This window comes from Klebsiella sp. CN_Kp091, from assembly GCF_040065095.1.
Lineage (GTDB): Bacteria > Pseudomonadota > Gammaproteobacteria > Enterobacterales > Enterobacteriaceae > Klebsiella > Klebsiella aerogenes.
In genome coordinates this window covers 57,983-75,301 of the sequence record NZ_JBEAIO010000002.1, presented here as the reverse complement: position 1 = coordinate 75,301, position 17,319 = coordinate 57,983, and the positions used below count along the sequence as shown (strand labels likewise).

Below are 17,319 nucleotides of genomic sequence, written 5' to 3'. Positions count from 1 at the left end.
CCTCTTTTTCGCCGTTGTTCCGCCAATGACTTCGCCAATTTTTTGGCATGCTGACCGCCATTCTTTACCCTCCCGACACAGGAACTGCAGGCTTGGCCGAAGACAGCGATCTGGAAAAAAGCGAGGCCCCCACCGCCCACCGGTTGGAGAAGGCGCGTGAAGAGGGCCAGATCCCGCGCTCGCGCGAGCTGACCTCGGTGCTGATGCTGGTGGCCGGGCTCGCCATTATCCTGATGTCCGGCAGCAATATCACTCGCCAACTGGCGGAGATGCTGACGCAGGGTCTGCATTTCGACCACGGAATGGTCAGCAATGACAAACAAATGCTGCGCCAACTGGGAATGCTGCTGCGTCAGGCGGTGCTGGCATTGCTGCCGGTAATGGCCGGGCTGGTGCTGGTGGCGCTGGCTGCGCCAATGCTGCTTGGCGGCATTTTATTCAGCGCCAAGTCGCTCAAATTCGATCTTAAACGGCTGAATCCGCTTTCTGGTCTGAAACGCATGTTCTCCACTCAGGTGCTGGCGGAGCTGTTAAAAGGGATCCTCAAAGCCACGCTGGTCGGCTGGGTAACCGGGCTGTACCTGTGGCACAACTGGGCGGCGATGCTGCATCTGATGACCCAACAGCCGCTCGACGCGTTGGCCAATGCGCTGCAGATGATCCTCTATTGCGGATTTCTGGTGGTGCTCGGATTGACGCCGATGGTGGCATTTGACGTTTTTTATCAGCTGTGGAGCCACTTCAAAAAGCTGAAGATGACCAAACAGGATATTCGCGACGAATTCAAAGATCAGGAAGGCGACCCGCATGTTAAAGGGCGGATCCGCCAACAGCAGCGGGCGATTGCCCAGCGACGGATGATGGCTGATGTGCCGAAAGCGGACGTGATCGTCACTAACCCGACCCACTATGCCGTGGCTCTGCAATACAACGATAAAAAAATGAGTGCGCCGAAGGTGCTGGCTAAAGGGGCGGGGGAGATTGCGCTGCGTATTCGCGAGCTGGGGGCGCAACACCGCATTCCGATGCTGGAAGCGCCGCCGCTGGCCCGCGCGCTCTATCGCCATAGCGAGATCGGCCAGCATATTCCCGCCACCCTCTATGCCGCGGTCGCCGAAGTGCTGGCCTGGGTTTATCAGCTGCGCCGCTGGCGGCGCGAGGGCGGCCTGATCCCGAAAAAACCTCAACGTTTACCGGTGCCGGAAGCACTGGATTTTGCAAAAGAGAGTGACTCTGATGGCTAATTTGGCCTCCCTGCTGCGTTTGCCAGGGAATGTTAAAGATACACAATGGCAGGTGCTGGCAGGCCCAATCTTGATCCTGCTGATTTTGTCGATGATGGTGCTGCCGCTGCCGGCGTTTATTCTCGACCTGCTTTTCACCTTCAATATCGCGTTGTCGATTATGGTGCTGCTGGTGGCGATGTTTACCCAGCGCACGCTGGACTTCGCCGCGTTTCCGACCATTCTGCTGTTCTCGACGCTGCTGCGCCTGTCGCTCAACGTCGCCTCGACGCGCATCATTTTGATGGAAGGGCACACCGGGGCCGCCGCCGCGGGGCGGGTCGTGGAGGCCTTCGGTCACTTCCTGGTCGGCGGTAATTTCGCCATCGGTATCGTGGTGTTTATCATTCTCGTACTGATCAACTTCATGGTTATCACCAAAGGCGCCGGGCGTATCGCCGAAGTGGGGGCGCGTTTCGTGCTCGACGGCATGCCGGGTAAGCAGATGGCGATCGATGCCGACATGAACGCCGGGCTTATCGGCGAAGAAGAGGCGAAAAAACGCCGCGCCGAAGTCACGCAGGAAGCCGACTTCTACGGTTCGATGGACGGCGCCAGCAAGTTTGTTCGCGGCGATGCCATCGCCGGGCTAATGATTATGGTGATTAACGTGGTCGGCGGACTGCTGGTCGGCGTGGTGCAGCACGGTATGGAGCTGGGCGCGGCGGCGGAAAGCTACACCTTGCTGACCATCGGCGACGGGCTGGTGGCGCAAATCCCGGCGCTGGTGATCTCTACCGCCGCCGGGGTCATCGTTACCCGGGTGGCGACCGATCAGGATGTCGGCGAACAGATGGTCGGCCAGCTATTCAATAACCCAAAGGTCATGCTGCTGTGTGCCGCGGTACTTGGGCTGCTGGGGCTGGTGCCCGGGATGCCGAACCTGGTTTTCCTGCTATTTACCGCCGCGCTGCTCGGGCTGGCCTGGTGGCTGCGCGGCCGTGAAAAACAGGCGCCGAAAGCCGCCGACGAACCCATCGTGCAGGAGAATACCCAGGCAGCGGAAGCCAGCTGGGCCGATGTCCAGTTGGAAGATCCGCTGGGTATGGAAGTGGGCTACCGGCTAATCCCGATGGTCGATTTTCAGCAAAATGGCGAGCTGCTGGGGCGAATCCGCGGGATCCGCAAGAAATTCGCCCAGGAGATGGGATATCTGCCGCCGGTGGTGCATATTCGCGATAACCTTGAACTGGCGCCCGCCCGCTACCGCATTCTGATGAAAGGAGTGGAAATTGGCAGCGGCGAAGCGCAGCCTGGGCGCTGGCTGGCGATTAACCCCGGCAATGCCATCGGCGAGCTGGCGGGGGATAAAACCATCGATCCGGCCTTCGGTCTGGAGGCGGTGTGGATCGATAGCGCGTTGCGCGAGCAGGCGCAAATCCAGGGCTATACGGTGGTGGAGGCCAGTACGGTGGTGGCAACCCATCTCAACCACCTCATCGGCCAGTTCGCCAGCGAACTGTTTGGCCGCCAGGAGACGCAGCAACTGCTCGACCGCGTGTCGCAGGAGATGCCGAAGCTGACCGAAGATTTCGTACCGGGCGTGGTGTCGCTGACCACGCTGCATAAGGTGTTGCAGAACCTGCTGGCCGAGCGGGTATCGATCCGCGATATGCGTACCATTATCGAGACGCTGGCGGAGCATGCGCCGACGCAAAGCGATCCTTACGAGCTGACCACCGTCGTGCGCGTGGCGCTGGGGCGGGCCATTGCCCAGCAGTGGTTCCCCGGCAACGGCGAAATTCAGGTTATCGGCCTGGATACCCAACTGGAACGACTGCTGCTACAGGCGCTGCAGGGAGGCGGCGGTCTCGAACCGGGGCTTGCCGACCGCCTGCTTGAGCAGGCGCGGCAGGCGCTGCAGCGCCAGGAGATGCTCAGCGCGCCGCCGGTGCTGCTGGTTAACCACGCGCTGCGCCCGCTACTGGCGCGCTTCCTGCGTCGTAGCCTGCCGCAGATGGCGGTGCTTTCCAACCTGGAGATCAACGACGATCGCCAGATTCGCATGACCTCAACCATTGGAGCGGCCTGATGACGCGCTTTCTTCCTTTATTGTGCCTTTTATTGCCGGTTGCCGCCGGCGCGGCGTCGGGCTCATGGATTGCCGAAGGGCCCGGCGTCACTCTTGAACAGGGCGGGATGAGTGATTCTTCCGCCGCGCTGCTGCCGCCCAATACGCTACCCGGCGGCAATGCGCGCATCGAGACCGTTAGCTGGCGCTATCGTCTGCTGTCAGCGGAGCCGGCGGGGCTGCAGGTGCATTTATGTAGCCTGAATCGCTGTATTCCGCTGACCAGCGCCAGCGGTACCAGCCACGCGTTGGCAGGCGAGGCGGCAGAAGGGCCGCTGCGGTTTGTCTATTCCGTACAGACCCGCGGGCCGTTAAACCCGCCGCTGCGGGCGATTGCCAATCAGGTTATCGTTAATTATCAGTAGTCGCGGGGGAAAGTTTTGTATTAATACAGACCGTAGGCCGGATAAGGCGCAGCCGCCATCCGGCGCGAAAATGGCTCGTTATCCGCGGTTATTGCCCGGCGGCGCTACGCTTGCGCGGGCCTACAGATCACATGCCGGCGTAGGTCAGGTAAGCGTAGCGCCACCTGACAAAAAACGGCGCTACGGGTAACCGTCGCCATGGGGGAAATACAGAGAAAGGAATTCAGACGCCGATTTTACGGCCCAGCAGACTCGCGGTGCGCGACTGGCCATCCGGCCCGTACAGCGATTTATTATTCTTGCTAAGAATTGCCAGCGCCTGCTGGTTATGGGCGATCTGTTGATTGAGCAACAGGCCGTTATGCTGATTCTTTTCACGCAGGCTCTGGCTTAACTGTTGGATCTGCCGCCAGCTTTCGCCGAAGCTTTCATGGCCGGGGTAAGGCGCGCGTAGCGCAAGGTTAGCTTCCAGCGCCGGACGCTGTTGTTCAAGCCAGGCTACCGTCGCTAGCAGTTGACTCTTGCTATCGGTGACGCGCTGCAGCGCTACGCCGGGCAGTTCATCCGCACACAGCAACTGTTGCTCTTGCGCCAGCACGTCATCCAGCGCCCGCAGGGTTTCCGCCAGTTTATCCAGCAGAGTGCGTAATCTGTCCATCATCAGGCCTTATCTGTTTTGCTACCGGCAAGGCGCTGGATATCGTTGTGCGCATCCTGCAGCAGGGCGTCGGCGATTTTGCCCGCGTCCATTTTCAGTTCGCCGCTACGAATCGCCTGTTTGATGGCCTCGACCCGGTTCATATCAATATCCTGGGTGCCTGGCTGCATCAGCCGCGCCTGCGCATCGCTCAGTTTCACTTTGGTGGCGCTAACGGCGGTTTCCGCCGCGGCGGCCTTACGCGGCTGAAGCGGGTTGTCGGCCGGGGTTTCACGCGGCTGCACCGTGGAAACCGGCTGTAACCGCTGGGTGCGATCGATACTCATGGTCCATCTCCAAAATGGGTTTCTAATGGGGTTATCGGCAGGGGCTGGCAAACCTTTACTTTTTTATAACGTAATACGGATGGCGCCATCCTCCCCGGCGATACCGCTGACGATTTTGCCGGAAACCATGCGCACGCGCACGCTATCTTCGGCTGCCGCGTTATTCATTGCTTTACCGGAACCGCTGATGCTAAAGCCATCGCCCTCGGCCATGACCTGTACCGGCTGACCGGCTTTGATCACCCAAGCGCGACGCAGCATGGACAGCGTCAGCGGTTGGCCTGGGCTGATATTCCGCAGCGTCACGGCGCCCAGCGCTTTTTTGCTGTCGGTCAGCGTACGCGGCGGCAGGGTATCGAGCCTGCCTGATTTTAGCACCACATCCGCTGGGGTCAGCGGCGTTCCGCCGCTAATACCGCGCGCCACCGTCAGATAACGGCCAAATACCTGCACCTGGGTCTGAATAAACCGCCGCTCCTGCCCGCAGCGGGCAGAGACGCTGATATTGCCGCCGATTCGCGCATTGGGCGGCAGCGACAGCTGCGGTAATTCACACGGCGGCCACTGGGCGGGCGGCGTGCGCACCAGCACTTTCACCTCCACGGCATTATCGTTGAATTTGCTTTTAATGAAGCTTTCGATTTGCGTCGCCAGCGTGTCGGCGCGGGCGCTCAGGCTGCACAGCAGGCCGACCAGCAGGATTTTACTTTTCATCGCGTTCCCCTCACGCCACCCGGAAAGGGGTTAAGTGTAACGGCTGCCCTGAGGGACTAAACAGATAAATAGCGCTCCATTTTGCCCCTATTCCCGCGATAGGTTGGCGCAGGGGGCGTTTATGCTGTCGGCTCCAAATTCTAACCTTGCGGAGGGAGCATGCTCGACAAACTGGACGCTGCTCTGCGTTTTGGCCAGGAGGCGCTGAACCTGCGCGCCCAGCGCCAGGAAATACTGGCCGCCAATATCGCCAACGCAGACACGCCGGGCTATCAGGCGCGGGATATCGATTTCGCCAGCCAACTGAATAAAGTCCTGCAACAGGGGCGGGTAAACGGCAACGGCATGGCGCTTAACCTGACGGCGGCGCGTCATATTCCGGCGCAAACCATGCAGCCGCCGGAGCTGGATCTGCTGTTCCGGGTGCCGGACCAGCCGTCGATGGACGGCAACACGGTGGACATGGATCGCGAACGCACCAACTTCGCTGACAACAGCCTGAAATATCAGACCGACCTGACGCTGCTCAACGGTCAGATCAAAGGGATGATGTCGGTGCTGCAACAAGGATAAGGCGAATGTCTTTACTCAATATTTTTGATATCTCCGGCTCGGCGCTCTCGGCCCAGTCGCAGCGGATGAACGTCAGCGCCAGCAATATGGCCAACGCCGATAGCGTCACCGGCCCGGATGGCGAACCCTATCGCGCGAAGCAGGTGGTGTTCGAAGTGGCCGCGGCGCCAGGGCAGCAGACCGGCGGCGTGCGCGTCTCGCAGGTGGTCGATGACCCGGCGCCCGCGCGGATGGTTTATCAACCGGGCAACCCGTTGGCTGATGCTAAGGGTTATGTGCGGATGCCGAACGTCGATGTGGTGAGTGAAATGGTTAACACCATCTCCGCCTCCCGCAGCTATCAGGCCAACGTCGAAGTGCTCAACACCACTAAGTCGATGATGATGAAAACCCTGACGTTGGGTCAGTAACCGGAGATCCCGATGGCTATCGCCGCAACCACCAATGAATCGACCAATAACGCGGTTCTTGATTCCGCCAGCAAAAGCAGCACCAGCCAGGATCTGCATAACAGCTTCCTGACGTTGCTGGTGGCGCAGTTGAAAAATCAGGACCCGACCAACCCGATGCAGAACAACGAGCTGACCTCGCAGCTGGCGCAGATTAATACCGTACAGGGCATCGAAAAACTCAACACCACCCTTGGCGCGATCTCCGGGCAGATCAACAGCAACCAGTCGCTGCAGGCCAGCGCGCTGATCGGCCACGGCGTGATGGTACCGGGTAATAACATTCTGGTCGGCAGTAAAGAAGGGCAGGTCAGCACCACGCCGTTTGGCGTCGAGCTGGAACGGGCCGCCGATCAGGTCACGGCAACCATTACCAACGCCAACGGCCAGGTGGTGCGGACCATTGAGATTGGCGGCCTCACCGCCGGTGTGCACGCCTTCACCTGGGACGGCTCGCTGGATGATGGTACCGCCGCGCCGGACGGCGCCTATAAAGTGGCGATTAACGCCAAGGGCAACGGCGAGCAACTGGTGGCGCGCAGCCTGCACTTCGGCATGGTTAACGGCGTGATTAACGACAGCAACGGCGCGAAGCTGGATCTCGGCCTGGCCGGTAACGCCAGCCTCGAGGAAGTGCGGCAGATCCTGTAATTCGCATCTGGATTTTATCGATACCCTAAATATTTGGAGAGTAACATGGCCTTTTCTCAGGCAGTCAGCGGCTTAAACGCGGCGGCCACCAATCTCGACGTGATTGGCAACAACATCGCTAACTCCGCGACCGCGGGTTTCAAATCCGGCAGCGTGTCGTTCGCCGATATGTTTGCCGGTTCGCAGGTCGGACTGGGGGTTAAAGTTTCCGGGATCACCCAGAATTTTAAAGGCGGCACCACCACCGGCACCAGCCGCGCGCTGGATGTGGCGATCAACGGCAACGGCTTCTTCCGCATGCAGGATAAAGACGGCGGTATTTTCTATACCCGCAACGGTCAGTTTAAGCTGGACGAAAACCGCAATCTGACCAATATGCAGGGGCTGCAGCTTACCGGCTATCCGGCCGCCGGCACGCCGCCGACCATTCAGCAGGGCGCCAACCCGGTACCGCTGAGCATTCCGGAAGGGATGATGAACGCCAAAGCGTCGACTTCCGGTGAAATGGTCGCCAACCTGAAGTCCACGCATAAAGTGCCGGAGAACAAGACCTTCGACCCGGCGAAGCAGGACAGCTACAACTACGTCAACACCATCACCGCCTACGATTCGCTGGGTAACGCCCACAACATCAACGCCTATTTCGTGAAAACCGACGATAACAAATGGCAGGTCTATACCCAGGACGGCAGCGCGGCTGCGGTCAGCGCGGGCACCATGGAGTTCAATACCAGCGGCAACCTGGTGAGCGTTAACGGCCAGGCGGGCGAGTTCAGCATGACCATTCCGATGAGCGCGAAAGACGGCGCACCGGCGCAGAACTTCACGCTTAGCTTCGCCGGTAGTATGCAGCAGAACGTCGGTAGCGATTCGGTGAGTAAAGTGGCGCAGGATGGTTATGCCGCCGGCGAATACACCAACTTCCAGATTAATGATGACGGTACCGTCGTCGGTATTTACTCCAACCAGCAGACCCAGGTCCTGGGGCAGATTGTGATGGCCAACTTCTCCAACCCGGAAGGGCTGGCGTCGCAGGGCGATAACGTCTGGCAGGAGACCGGCGCGTCCGGCCAGCCACGCGTGGGACTCTCCGGCGGCGGCGGTTTTGGCAAACTGACCAGCGGCGCGCTGGAGTCGTCCAACGTCGACCTGAGCCAGGAGCTGGTGAACATGATTGTCGCCCAGCGTAACTATCAGTCCAACGCCCAGACCATCAAGACGCAGGATTCGATCCTGCAGACGCTGGTCAGCCTGCGCTAACGGAACTGAGTTATGGATCACGCGATTTATACCGCGATGGGCGCCGCGCGCCAGACGCTGGAGCAACAGTCGATTACCGCCAACAATCTCGCCAACGCCTCGACGCCGGGCTTTCGCGCCCAGCTCGCCGCGCTACGCGCGGTGCCGGTTGACGGGCCGAGCCTCGCCACCCGCACGCTGGTGGCGGCCTCGACGCCGGGCGCCGATATGAGCCAGGGGGCGCTGAACTACACCGGGCGCCCGCTGGATGTGGCGCTGCAGCAGGACGGTTTTCTGGCACTCAGCCTGCCGGGCGGCGGCGAAGCCTATACCCGCAACGGCAGCATTCAGGTTTCAGCTAACGGTCAGTTGACGGTGCAGGGAATGCCGCTGCAGGGCGACGGCGGGCCGATTGAGGTACCGCCGTCGGCGGAAATCACTATCGCCGCCGACGGCACGATTTCGGCGCTGAACCCCGGCGATCCGCCGAACACCATCGCGCAAATTGGCCGCCTGAAGCTGGTGAAAGCCGACGCGCGCGAAGTAATGCGCGGCGATGACGGCCTGTTCCGCTTAACCCCGGAAACCCAGCAGCGCCGCGGCAACTTGTTGGCTAACGATCCGCAGGTGCGGGTCATGCCCGGCGTGCTGGAGGGCAGTAACGTCAAGCCGATGGAGACCATGGTCGACATGATCGCCAACGCCCGTCGCTTTGAAATGCAAATGAAGGTCATCCACAGCGTGGATGAGAACGAACAGCGGGCGAACTCTCTGCTGTCAGTAAGCTGATAGCCAGTCGGCCCGCGGCCAAAGGAAATAACCAATGATTCCCTCTTTATGGATTGCGAAAACCGGTCTTGATGCGCAGCAGACCAATATGGACGTGATCGCCAACAACCTGGCGAACGTCAGCACCAACGGTTTTAAACGCCAGCGCGCGGTATTTGAAGACCTGCTGTATCAGACCATGCGCCAGCCGGGGGCGCAGTCCTCCGAACAGACCACGCTGCCTTCCGGCCTGCAGATCGGTACCGGCGTGCGCCCGGTCGCCACCGAGCGTCTGCATAGCCAGGGCAACCTGTCGCAGACCAACAACAGCAAAGACGTGGCGATTAAAGGCCAGGGCTTCTTCCAGGTGCTGCTGCCGGACGGCAGCCAGGCTTACACCCGCGACGGCTCGTTCCAGATCGATCAGAACGGCCAACTGGTGACCGCCAGCGGCTTCCAGGTGCAGCCGGCGATCACTATTCCGGCCAACGCGTTGACCATTACCATCGCCCGCGATGGCATCGTGAGCGTCACCCAGCAGGGTCAGACTGCCGCCCAGCAGGTCGGGCAACTGACGTTAACCACCTTTATTAACGACAGCGGCCTTGAAAGCGTGGGCGAGAACCTCTACCAGGAAACTGAAAGCTCCGGCGCGCCGAATGAGAGCACACCGGGCCTGAACGGCGCCGGTATGCTCTACCAGGGTTATGTCGAGACCTCTAACGTCAATGTGGCGGAAGAGCTCGTCAATATGATCCAGACCCAGCGCGCCTATGAGATCAACAGCAAAGCGGTTTCGACGTCGGATCAGATGCTGCAGAAGCTGACCCAACTGTAATGTTTGATGACGGGCGTCGCCTGCCGCGCCCGTCGCTTTTTTGGTGTAACAAAGGCGATACCCCGTGGTAACCACACATTCGATGGCCACCCTGCCGCGCCAGGGACAACGCTTGCTGGCGGGCATGGTGATGCTGACGCTGAGCGGCTGCGCGTACATTCCGCATAAACCGTTGGTCGATGGCTCGACCTCGGCGCAGCCCGCGCCGCCGACCGCGCCGGTACCGAACGGCTCAATTTTTCAGGCCGCGCAGCCGATGAACTACGGCTATCAGCCGCTGTTTGAGGACCGCCGCCCGCGCAACGTTGGCGATACGCTGACTATCGTGCTGCAGGAAAACGTCAGCGCCAGCAAGAGTTCTTCCGCCAATGCCAGCCGTAACGGTTCCAGCAAGTTTGGCGTCGCCACCGCGCCGCGCTACTTAGACGGCCTGCTGGGCAACGCCCGCGCCGATATGGATATTTCCGGCGATAACAGTTTTGGCGGTAAAGGCGGGGCGAACGCCAATAACACCTTCAACGGCACCATTACCGTCACCGTTAATCAGGTGTTGAGCAACGGCAACCTGCACGTGGTGGGGGAAAAACAGATCGCCATTAACCAGGGCACCGAGTTCATCCGCTTCTCCGGGGTGGTTAACCCGCGCACCATCAGCGGTAGCAACTCGGTTACCTCAACGCAGGTGGCGGACGCGCGCATCGAGTATGTCGGCAACGGCTACATCAATGAAGCGCAGACGATGGGCTGGCTGCAGCGGTTCTTCCTCAACGTCTCCCCATACTAATGAGCGGGCCATTTGCGCTGTTACTGAAAAGAGATTCACATGGTTAAAAAACTCATCATTGCGCTATTAATCGGCGCGGCCAGCTTACCGGCGACGGCGGAGCGTATTCGCGATCTGGTGACGGTACAGGGCGTGCGAGATAACGCCTTAATCGGCTACGGCCTGGTGGTGGGGCTCGACGGCTCCGGCGACCAGACCATGCAAACGCCGTTTACCACCCAAAGCCTGAGCAACATGCTATCGCAGCTCGGTATTACCGTGCCGCCGGGCACCAACATGCAGCTTAAGAACGTCGCCGCGGTGATGGTCACGGCGAAGCTGCCGCCTTTCGCGCGCGCGGGGCAGAATATCGATGTGGTGGTCTCATCAATGGGCAACGCCAAAAGCCTGCGCGGCGGGACCTTGCTGATGACGCCGCTCAAAGGGGTGGATAACCAGGTTTATGCGCTGGCGCAGGGCAACGTGCTGGTGGGCGGCGCCGGCGCGGCGGCGGGCGGCAGCAGCGTACAGGTCAATCAGTTGGCCGGCGGACGCATCAGCAACGGCGCCACCATCGAGCGCGAACTGCCGACCACGTTCGGCAGCGGTGGGGTGCTCAACCTGCAGCTCAATGATGAAGATTTCACCCTCGCGCAGCAGATTAGCGATGCGATTAATCGCCAGCGCGGCGGCGGCACCGCATCGCCACTCGATGCGCGTACCATTCAGGTACTGGTGCCGCAGGGCAATAGCTCGCAGGTGCGTTTCCTCGCCGAGATCCAGAATATCAACGTTAACGTTGGCGCCATGGACGCCAAAGTGATCATCAACTCGCGTACCGGTTCGGTGGTGATGAATCGCGAGGTGATCCTTGATTCCTGCGCGGTGGCTCAGGGCAACCTGTCGGTGGTGGTCGACAGACAAACCAGCGTCAGCCAGCCGACGACGCCGTTTGGCGGCGGCCAGACGGTGGTAACGCCAAATACCCAGATTTCAATGCAGCAGCAGGGCGGTTCACTGCAGAAAATCAACGCCAGCGCCAACCTCAACAACGTGGTGCGCGCGCTGAACGCGCTGGGAGCGACGCCAATCGACTTGATGTCGATTCTGCAAGCCATGCAAAGCGCCGGCTGCCTGCGCGCCAAACTGGAAATTATCTAATGGCCAGCGATGTTATGGCGATGTCGGGCGCCGCCTATGACGCCCAGGCGCTGAACAGCCTGAAGCGCGATGCTGCCGCCGATCCGCAGGGCAACCTCAAGCAGGTGGCGCAGCAGGTCGAAGGCATGTTTGTACAGATGATGCTAAAGAGCATGCGCGCCGCGCTACCACAGGATGGCGTACTCAGCAGCGACCAGACCCGGCTCTACACCTCGATGTACGATCAGCAGATTGCTCAGCAGATGTCGCAAAAGGGATTAGGGCTGGCCGACATGATGGTCAAGCAGATGAGCAACGCCAACGCGGTCCCCAGCGAAACGGCGGGCACCGCGCCGATGGCGCTGGATAATGAGGTGCTGCAGACGCTGCCGAATCAGGCGCTGGAGCAGATGATCCGCCGGGCGGTACCGAAAGCGCCGCCGGCCGCCGCGCCGCTATCGCTCAACAACGGCAATTTCGTTGCCCGTCTGTCAATGCCGGCGCGCGCCGCCAGTGAGCGCAGCGGGATCCCGCATCAGCTGATTGTCGCCCAGGCGGCGCTGGAATCCGGCTGGGGGCAGCGCGAAATCCCGACAGCCGACGGCTCGCCGAGCTACAACCTGTTTGGTATTAAGGCCGGGGGCAACTGGAAGGGGCCGGTTACCGAGATCACCACCACTGAGTTTGAACAGGGGGGGGCGAAGAAGGTGAAGGCCAAATTCCGCGTCTACGATTCCTACTTCTCGGCGATTGCTGATTACGTCAAGCTGCTGACCAACAACCCGCGTTATGCCTCGGTTGCTGAAGCATCGACTCCGGAGCAGGCGGCGCACGAGCTGCAGCGCGCGGGCTACGCCACCGACCCGCAATACGCCAGCAAGCTGGTCAGCGTGATTCAGCAGATGAAGCACGCAGGGGCGCAGGCGGTGAAAGCCTATGCCGCGGATATTAACGAACTGTTCTAGGTTCGAAGGTCGCGCCTTGTCCGGGCTACCAAATCGCACAGCGCGTAGGCCGGATAAGCGTAGCGCCATCCGGCATAAAAGCGGCTGCGGAATTTTGCAGGCAGATTTACTCAAGTTTTTACTTCTCTGACCGATAACAAGGGCAAGCTGAGCGAATTGACTTGGCAGCATAAGGAACCCTGATGTCCAATAGCTTAATCAATACGGCGATGAGCGGACTGAATGCGGCGCAGGTGGCGCTCAGTACCGTCAGCAACAATATCTCTAACTACAACGTAGCGGGTTATAACCGGCAGACGGCGATTCTGGCCCAAAACGGCGGCCTGGCCACTATGAACGGTTTTATCGGTAACGGCGTGACCGTGACCAGCGTGAACCGCGAATATAACCAGTTCATCACTAACCAGTTGCGCGGCGCGCAGAGCGCGGCCGGTTCGCAGAACGCCTACTACGAAAAGATTTCGCAGATCGATAATCTGCTGGCCAGCAAAACTAATACCCTGTCGGGGAGCCTGCAGGATTTTTTCACCAATTTGCAGAACCTGGTGAGCAACGCCGGCGACGACGCGGCGCGCCAGACGGTACTGGGTAAGGCTAACGGCCTGGTCAACCAGTTTAATAATACCGATAAATATCTGCGCGACATGGACAGCGGCGTTAATCAGCAAATTAACGACACCGCCCAGCAGATTAACAGCTATAGCCAGCAGATTGCCCGTCTTAACGATGAGATTACCCGCCTGCGCGGCAGCGCCAGCGGCGAACCGAACGCGCTGCTCGATCAGCGCGATCAGCTGGTCAGCGAACTCAACCAACTGGTGGGCGTTCAGGTAACCCAGCAGGACGGCGACGCCTATACCGTCTCCTTCGCCAACGGCCTGACCCTGGTGCAGGGCAACAACAGCTATCAGGTGGAAGCGATCCCTTCCAGCAGCGACCCTTCGCGCCTGACTCTCGGCTATAACCGCGGCAGCGGCGCCAGCGAAGTGCCGGAAGGGCAGATCACCAGCGGCAGCCTGAGCGGCGTGCTGCGTTTTCGCAGCGAGACGCTGGACGGCGTGCGCAATCAGCTCGGCCAACTGGCGCTGGCGATGGCCGATAGCTTTAACCAACAGCACCGCGAGGGCTTCGATCTCAACGGTGAGCAGGGGGGCGATTTCTTCAGCTTCAGCGGCGCGCGGGTGGTTGATAATACGCGCAATACCGGCGATGCCTCGCTGTCGGTCTCGTATACCGATACCAGCAAGGTAAAAGCCAACGACTACCGCGTGGAGTATGACGGCGCCAACTGGCAGGTCAGCCGTCTGCCGGACAACGTCAAAGTCAACGCCACCGCCGGTAAAGATGCAGACGGTAACCCGACGCTGAGCTTTGATGGACTCGAAGTCAGTATTGATGGCAACCCGCAACAGAAAGATAGCTTTACGGTGAAGCCGGTCAGCGACGTGGCGGGCAACCTGAAAGTGGCGATTACCGATTCAGCGAAAATCGCCGCCGCCGGTAAAGATGACAGCGGCCGCGGCGATAACGATAACGCTAAAAAACTGCTCGACCTGCAGACCAAAAACCTGGTGGATGGCAAAGCAACGCTTAGCGGCGCCTACGCCGGGATCGTCAGCGGCGTGGGCAACCAGACCGCCGCCGCGAAGGTGAGCAGCGAATCGCAGTCCAGTATCGTCACCCAACTGGCCCGTCAACAGCAGTCGCTCTCCGGGGTAAACCTCGACGAAGAGTATGGCGAGCTCCTGCGTTTCCAGCAGTACTACATGGCGAACGCCCAGGTGATCCAGACCGCCAGCTCGCTGTTCGACGCGCTGCTGAATATTCGTTGATTGTATTGAGGAACTGACAGCATGCGCATGAGCACCAGCATGATGTACCAACAGAACATGACCGGCATCACCGGCAATCAGTCGCTGTTTATGAAGGCCGCCGAGCAGCTTTCAACCGGCAAGAAGGTGATTAATCCCTCCGACGATCCGCTGGCGGCATCGCGGGCGGTGATGCTGTCGCAATCGCAGGCCGAGAACAATCAGTACACCCTGGCGCGTACTTTCGCCCGCCAGAGCGTATCGATGGAAGAGACCGTGCTTTCCGGAGCCACCTCGACGATTTCTGATATCAAGGCGCTGATCGTTAACGCCGGCGGCACCGAGAGCGATAACGACCGCGATTCGCTGGCGACCCAGCTACAGGGGCTGAAGGATCAACTGCTGAACCAGGCCAACAGTACCGACGGCAACGGACGCTACCTGTTTGGCGGCTATGAGAATGATAAGCCGCCGTTTGTCGATACCAACGGCAAGATTAGCTATCAGGGCGGCGATAAAACCGTTGAACAGAAGGTTGACGCCAACCGTACGATGACCATCGGCCATACCGGTAATTCGGTATTTATGGCGCTGACCAGCAATCCGAAGCCAGAGCCGGACGGCAGCGCGCCGGTCGCCGATGTGTTCGCCAGTATCGATATTGCGCTGGAAGCGTTGAAAACGCCGCTGCAGGGGGCCGATGACGCCACCAAACAGCAGGTGAACGATGCGCTGGCGAAGGCCAACCGCGGCCTCGATAACTCCTACAACAAGGTATTGAGCGTGCGCGCCGAGCTGGGCAACCAGCTGCAGGAAATGGATCAGCTCGATAGCATCGGTAAAGAGCGTGATATGACCAACCAGCTGCAGATGAGCGCCCTGACCGATGCTGACCTTGCGGAATCTATCTCTTCTTATTTTATGCAGCAGGCGGCGCTGCAGGCATCTTATAAAACTTTCAGCGATATGCAGGGCATGTCTCTGTTTCAGATGAATCGCTAATCACGAATAACCACTTTTTCATTTAGCACCTTGGCACGTCATCCCGTTCTCTCTGTGTACGCGGGGTGAGGTGCCCTTTTTTTATCAGGTGGAAGTGGGGGCTCTCAGCGACAAATTCACCACCTCATAGCGTGTAAACTCAAACCGGATCCCAACCTTCACACCATATCCTCTCAAGGAGAATTCCGGATGTTTACTCATATGCGTATCGCCAAACCCGTCACCGATCTTGCACGGTCCTGTTTGATGTACTGCCAGGGACTGGGCTTACACAAAATTGCTGAATTCAACGATCACGATGGTTTTAATGGAATAATGTTAGGGCGAGAGGGATTGGGCTGGCATATAGAATTCACCTGGTGCCAATATCATCCAGTACAACCCTTGCAGACGGAGGAGGATCTACTCGTGCTGTATTACCCGGATAAGAAAGGGTGGTTAGATGCTTGCGCCAGAATGCGCGAAGCAGGCTTTAACTTGACGAATTCTTTTAACCCTTATTGGGATATCAATGGCCAAACGTTCGTTGATCCAGATGGCTACAGGGTGGTACTCCAGAACAAGGCGTGGCGATAATGGTTTGCGCCTCAATGCGCTAATTCTCATCCATCAAGCCATAGTGCTGGAGTGTTTATTTAAACAATCTAATGCCCTTTGCCACAATTTTTTTAAATTCAGGGCATTGCATATGTTCCGGCGCAGTACAGCGGGCAGCGTGTTTTAGCCCCTGACTTAACAGCTGTAATCGGCGAATGGTGTTATCAATCTCCTTCGCGCGCTGCTCAAGGCGTTGGTGATCAATCGCTATCTTGCCGTCAGCGTTAACTATCTCGACTATCTCCGCAAGCGAAAAACCGGCGGCCTGTCCCAGCACGATCAGTTCCAGCTTACTCAACACATTTTCATGGTACTGCCTTCGCAGACCATGGCGACCGATCGGCTTGATCAGGCCTTTCTTTTCATAAAACCGCAGCGCTGAAGGCGTAATGCCGGAAAGCGTCGCGACCTCGCGGATATCCAGTTCTTTCATGATTGACTTAAACCTCACTTTAAGTTGCACACTGGTCAACAGAGTAGCATTGACGCATAAAAAGGAAGAATAAATTGAATATCATGGTTGTTGTGCAAATTTTAGTAACGGGGATCGGCGCGACGTTAGTCATGGATTTATGGTCGCTCTTTCAGAAGCATATACTCAAGATTGCGCCGTTGAACTATGCGCTGGTCGGTCGCTGGGCGTTATGGCTTGCGCGGGGGACAGTGCGACATAACACCATCACCGCAACCCCTCCGCTACACGGAGAGCGTTTTACCGGCTGGTTATGCCATTATTTAATCGGTATCGCTTTTGCGGCTGTGCCGTTTATGTTGAGTGGCGCCGATTGGTTTTATGCCCCCACTCTGGCGACAGCGCTGCTGTCAGGGGTCGTAACCTTATTGGCGCCGTTCTTGATCCTGCAGCCCGCATTTGGTTTTGGCATCGCGGCCTCACGGACTCCCCGACCGTGGCTGGTGCGCTCGCTGAGCCTACTGGCGCACCTGGCCTATGGCATTGGGCTGTATCTGACGGCGAGCGTACTTTCATGGTGCTCATTACTTTGATAGGTATTTGCTGGTACACGTTTTACCGTCAGCGAATGCTGGTATAGCAGGCATATCGCAGCTGACTCTTTTTACACGCCGGAGACGTGCTTTTTGTAAAA

At 58.9% G+C, this 17,319-nt stretch carries 20 protein-coding genes; 16 read left to right on the top strand and 4 right to left on the bottom strand.

The genetic code is table 11. The features are described from left to right. Positions 1-92 precede the first annotated feature (92 nt). The 3 genes from flhB to ABLV17_RS01530 are packed head-to-tail and all read left to right on the top strand — an operon-like array spanning position 93 to position 3,719. Positions 93-1,244, top strand: coding sequence for a flagellar biosynthesis protein FlhB (gene flhB, locus ABLV17_RS01540; protein ID WP_063410449.1), 1,152 nt, complete (start codon positions 93-95; stop codon positions 1,242-1,244). Then, positions 1,237-3,315 (top strand): flagellar biosynthesis protein FlhA, encoded by a 2,079-nt coding sequence (gene flhA / locus ABLV17_RS01535; RefSeq protein WP_020079225.1) that lies wholly within the window; start codon positions 1,237-1,239, stop codon positions 3,313-3,315. The genes flhB and flhA overlap by 8 nt, the downstream gene beginning before the upstream one ends. After that, positions 3,315-3,719 carry a flagellar protein FlhE gene (locus ABLV17_RS01530; RefSeq protein WP_045397788.1) on the top strand — a complete coding sequence of 135 codons (405 nt, stop codon included), beginning with the start codon at positions 3,315-3,317 and terminating at the stop codon, positions 3,717-3,719. The genes flhA and ABLV17_RS01530 overlap by 1 nt, the downstream gene beginning before the upstream one ends. Positions 3,720-3,942: 223 nt before the next feature. On the opposite strand, the gene flgN is transcribed toward ABLV17_RS01530, so the two are convergent. The 3 genes from flgN to flgA all read right to left on the bottom strand — a co-directional run bounded on the left by flgN (position 3,943) and on the right by flgA (position 5,417). Further along, positions 3,943-4,377, bottom strand: a complete 435-nt coding sequence (flgN, locus tag ABLV17_RS01525; protein WP_162750210.1) for a flagellar export chaperone FlgN — start codon at positions 4,375-4,377, stop codon at positions 3,943-3,945. 2 nt (positions 4,378-4,379) lie between these two features. Then, positions 4,380-4,703: a flagellar biosynthesis anti-sigma factor FlgM gene (flgM, locus tag ABLV17_RS01520; protein WP_015367332.1), complete on the bottom strand. Its 324-nt coding sequence runs from the start codon at positions 4,701-4,703 to the stop codon at positions 4,380-4,382. Positions 4,704-4,766: 63 nt separating this feature from the next. Continuing rightward, positions 4,767-5,417 (bottom strand): flagellar basal body P-ring formation chaperone FlgA, encoded by a 651-nt coding sequence (flgA, locus tag ABLV17_RS01515; protein WP_271032297.1) that lies wholly within the window; start codon positions 5,415-5,417, stop codon positions 4,767-4,769. 159 nt (positions 5,418-5,576) lie between these two features. Between flgA and flgB the strand changes: the two genes are divergently transcribed. From flgB to ABLV17_RS01455, 12 genes are all read left to right on the top strand, one after another. Further along, complete coding sequence (flgB, locus tag ABLV17_RS01510) at positions 5,577-5,990, top strand: flagellar basal body rod protein FlgB (RefSeq protein ID WP_015367330.1); 414 nt, start codon at positions 5,577-5,579, stop codon at positions 5,988-5,990. A gap of 5 nt (positions 5,991-5,995) precedes the next feature. Beyond that, positions 5,996-6,400, top strand: coding sequence for a flagellar basal body rod protein FlgC (gene flgC / locus ABLV17_RS01505; protein WP_015367329.1), 405 nt, complete (start codon positions 5,996-5,998; stop codon positions 6,398-6,400). 12 nt (positions 6,401-6,412) lie between these two features. Continuing rightward, the gene (gene flgD / locus ABLV17_RS01500; protein WP_015367328.1) at positions 6,413-7,090 is read left to right on the top strand and encodes a flagellar hook assembly protein FlgD; all 678 of its coding nucleotides are present in this window, start codon (positions 6,413-6,415) and stop codon (positions 7,088-7,090) included. 45 nt (positions 7,091-7,135) lie between these two features. Beyond that, a complete protein-coding gene (gene flgE / locus ABLV17_RS01495; protein ID WP_015367327.1) occupies positions 7,136-8,350 on the top strand; it encodes a flagellar hook protein FlgE in 1,215 nt (404 codons plus the stop codon). Between the two features lie 12 nt (positions 8,351-8,362). Then, on the top strand, positions 8,363-9,118 hold the full coding sequence (locus ABLV17_RS01490) for a flagellar basal body rod protein FlgF (RefSeq protein WP_015704934.1): 756 nt from the start codon (positions 8,363-8,365) through the stop codon (positions 9,116-9,118). Between the two features lie 34 nt (positions 9,119-9,152). Then, complete coding sequence (flgG, locus tag ABLV17_RS01485; protein WP_015367325.1) at positions 9,153-9,935, top strand: flagellar basal-body rod protein FlgG; 783 nt, start codon at positions 9,153-9,155, stop codon at positions 9,933-9,935. Between the two features lie 82 nt (positions 9,936-10,017). Then, positions 10,018-10,719: a flagellar basal body L-ring protein FlgH gene (flgH, locus tag ABLV17_RS01480; RefSeq protein WP_015367324.1), complete on the top strand. Its 702-nt coding sequence runs from the start codon at positions 10,018-10,020 to the stop codon at positions 10,717-10,719. 39 nt (positions 10,720-10,758) lie between these two features. Next, positions 10,759-11,859 carry a flagellar basal body P-ring protein FlgI gene (locus ABLV17_RS01475; RefSeq protein WP_015367323.1) on the top strand — a complete coding sequence of 367 codons (1,101 nt, stop codon included), beginning with the start codon at positions 10,759-10,761 and terminating at the stop codon, positions 11,857-11,859. Beyond that, on the top strand, positions 11,859-12,803 hold the full coding sequence (gene flgJ, locus ABLV17_RS01470) for a flagellar assembly peptidoglycan hydrolase FlgJ (protein WP_271032298.1): 945 nt from the start codon (positions 11,859-11,861) through the stop codon (positions 12,801-12,803). The genes ABLV17_RS01475 and flgJ overlap by 1 nt, the downstream gene beginning before the upstream one ends. A 182-nt stretch (positions 12,804-12,985) precedes the next feature. Further along, a complete protein-coding gene (flgK, locus tag ABLV17_RS01465; RefSeq protein ID WP_015704937.1) occupies positions 12,986-14,635 on the top strand; it encodes a flagellar hook-associated protein FlgK in 1,650 nt (549 codons plus the stop codon). A gap of 21 nt (positions 14,636-14,656) precedes the next feature. Then, positions 14,657-15,616: a flagellar hook-associated protein FlgL gene (gene flgL, locus ABLV17_RS01460; protein WP_087858101.1), complete on the top strand. Its 960-nt coding sequence runs from the start codon at positions 14,657-14,659 to the stop codon at positions 15,614-15,616. 189 nt (positions 15,617-15,805) lie between these two features. Beyond that, entirely contained in the window at positions 15,806-16,192 is a 387-nt protein-coding gene (locus ABLV17_RS01455) for a VOC family protein (RefSeq protein ID WP_087858100.1), read from the top strand. Between the two features lie 55 nt (positions 16,193-16,247). On the opposite strand, the gene ABLV17_RS01450 is transcribed toward ABLV17_RS01455, so the two are convergent. After that, complete coding sequence (locus ABLV17_RS01450; RefSeq protein WP_348854058.1) at positions 16,248-16,646, bottom strand: helix-turn-helix domain-containing protein; 399 nt, start codon at positions 16,644-16,646, stop codon at positions 16,248-16,250. 74 nt (positions 16,647-16,720) lie between these two features. Between ABLV17_RS01450 and ABLV17_RS01445 the strand changes: the two genes are divergently transcribed. Then, positions 16,721-17,218 carry a DUF2938 domain-containing protein gene (locus ABLV17_RS01445; protein WP_348854057.1) on the top strand — a complete coding sequence of 166 codons (498 nt, stop codon included), beginning with the start codon at positions 16,721-16,723 and terminating at the stop codon, positions 17,216-17,218. The last annotated feature ends 101 nt before the right edge of the window (positions 17,219-17,319 follow it).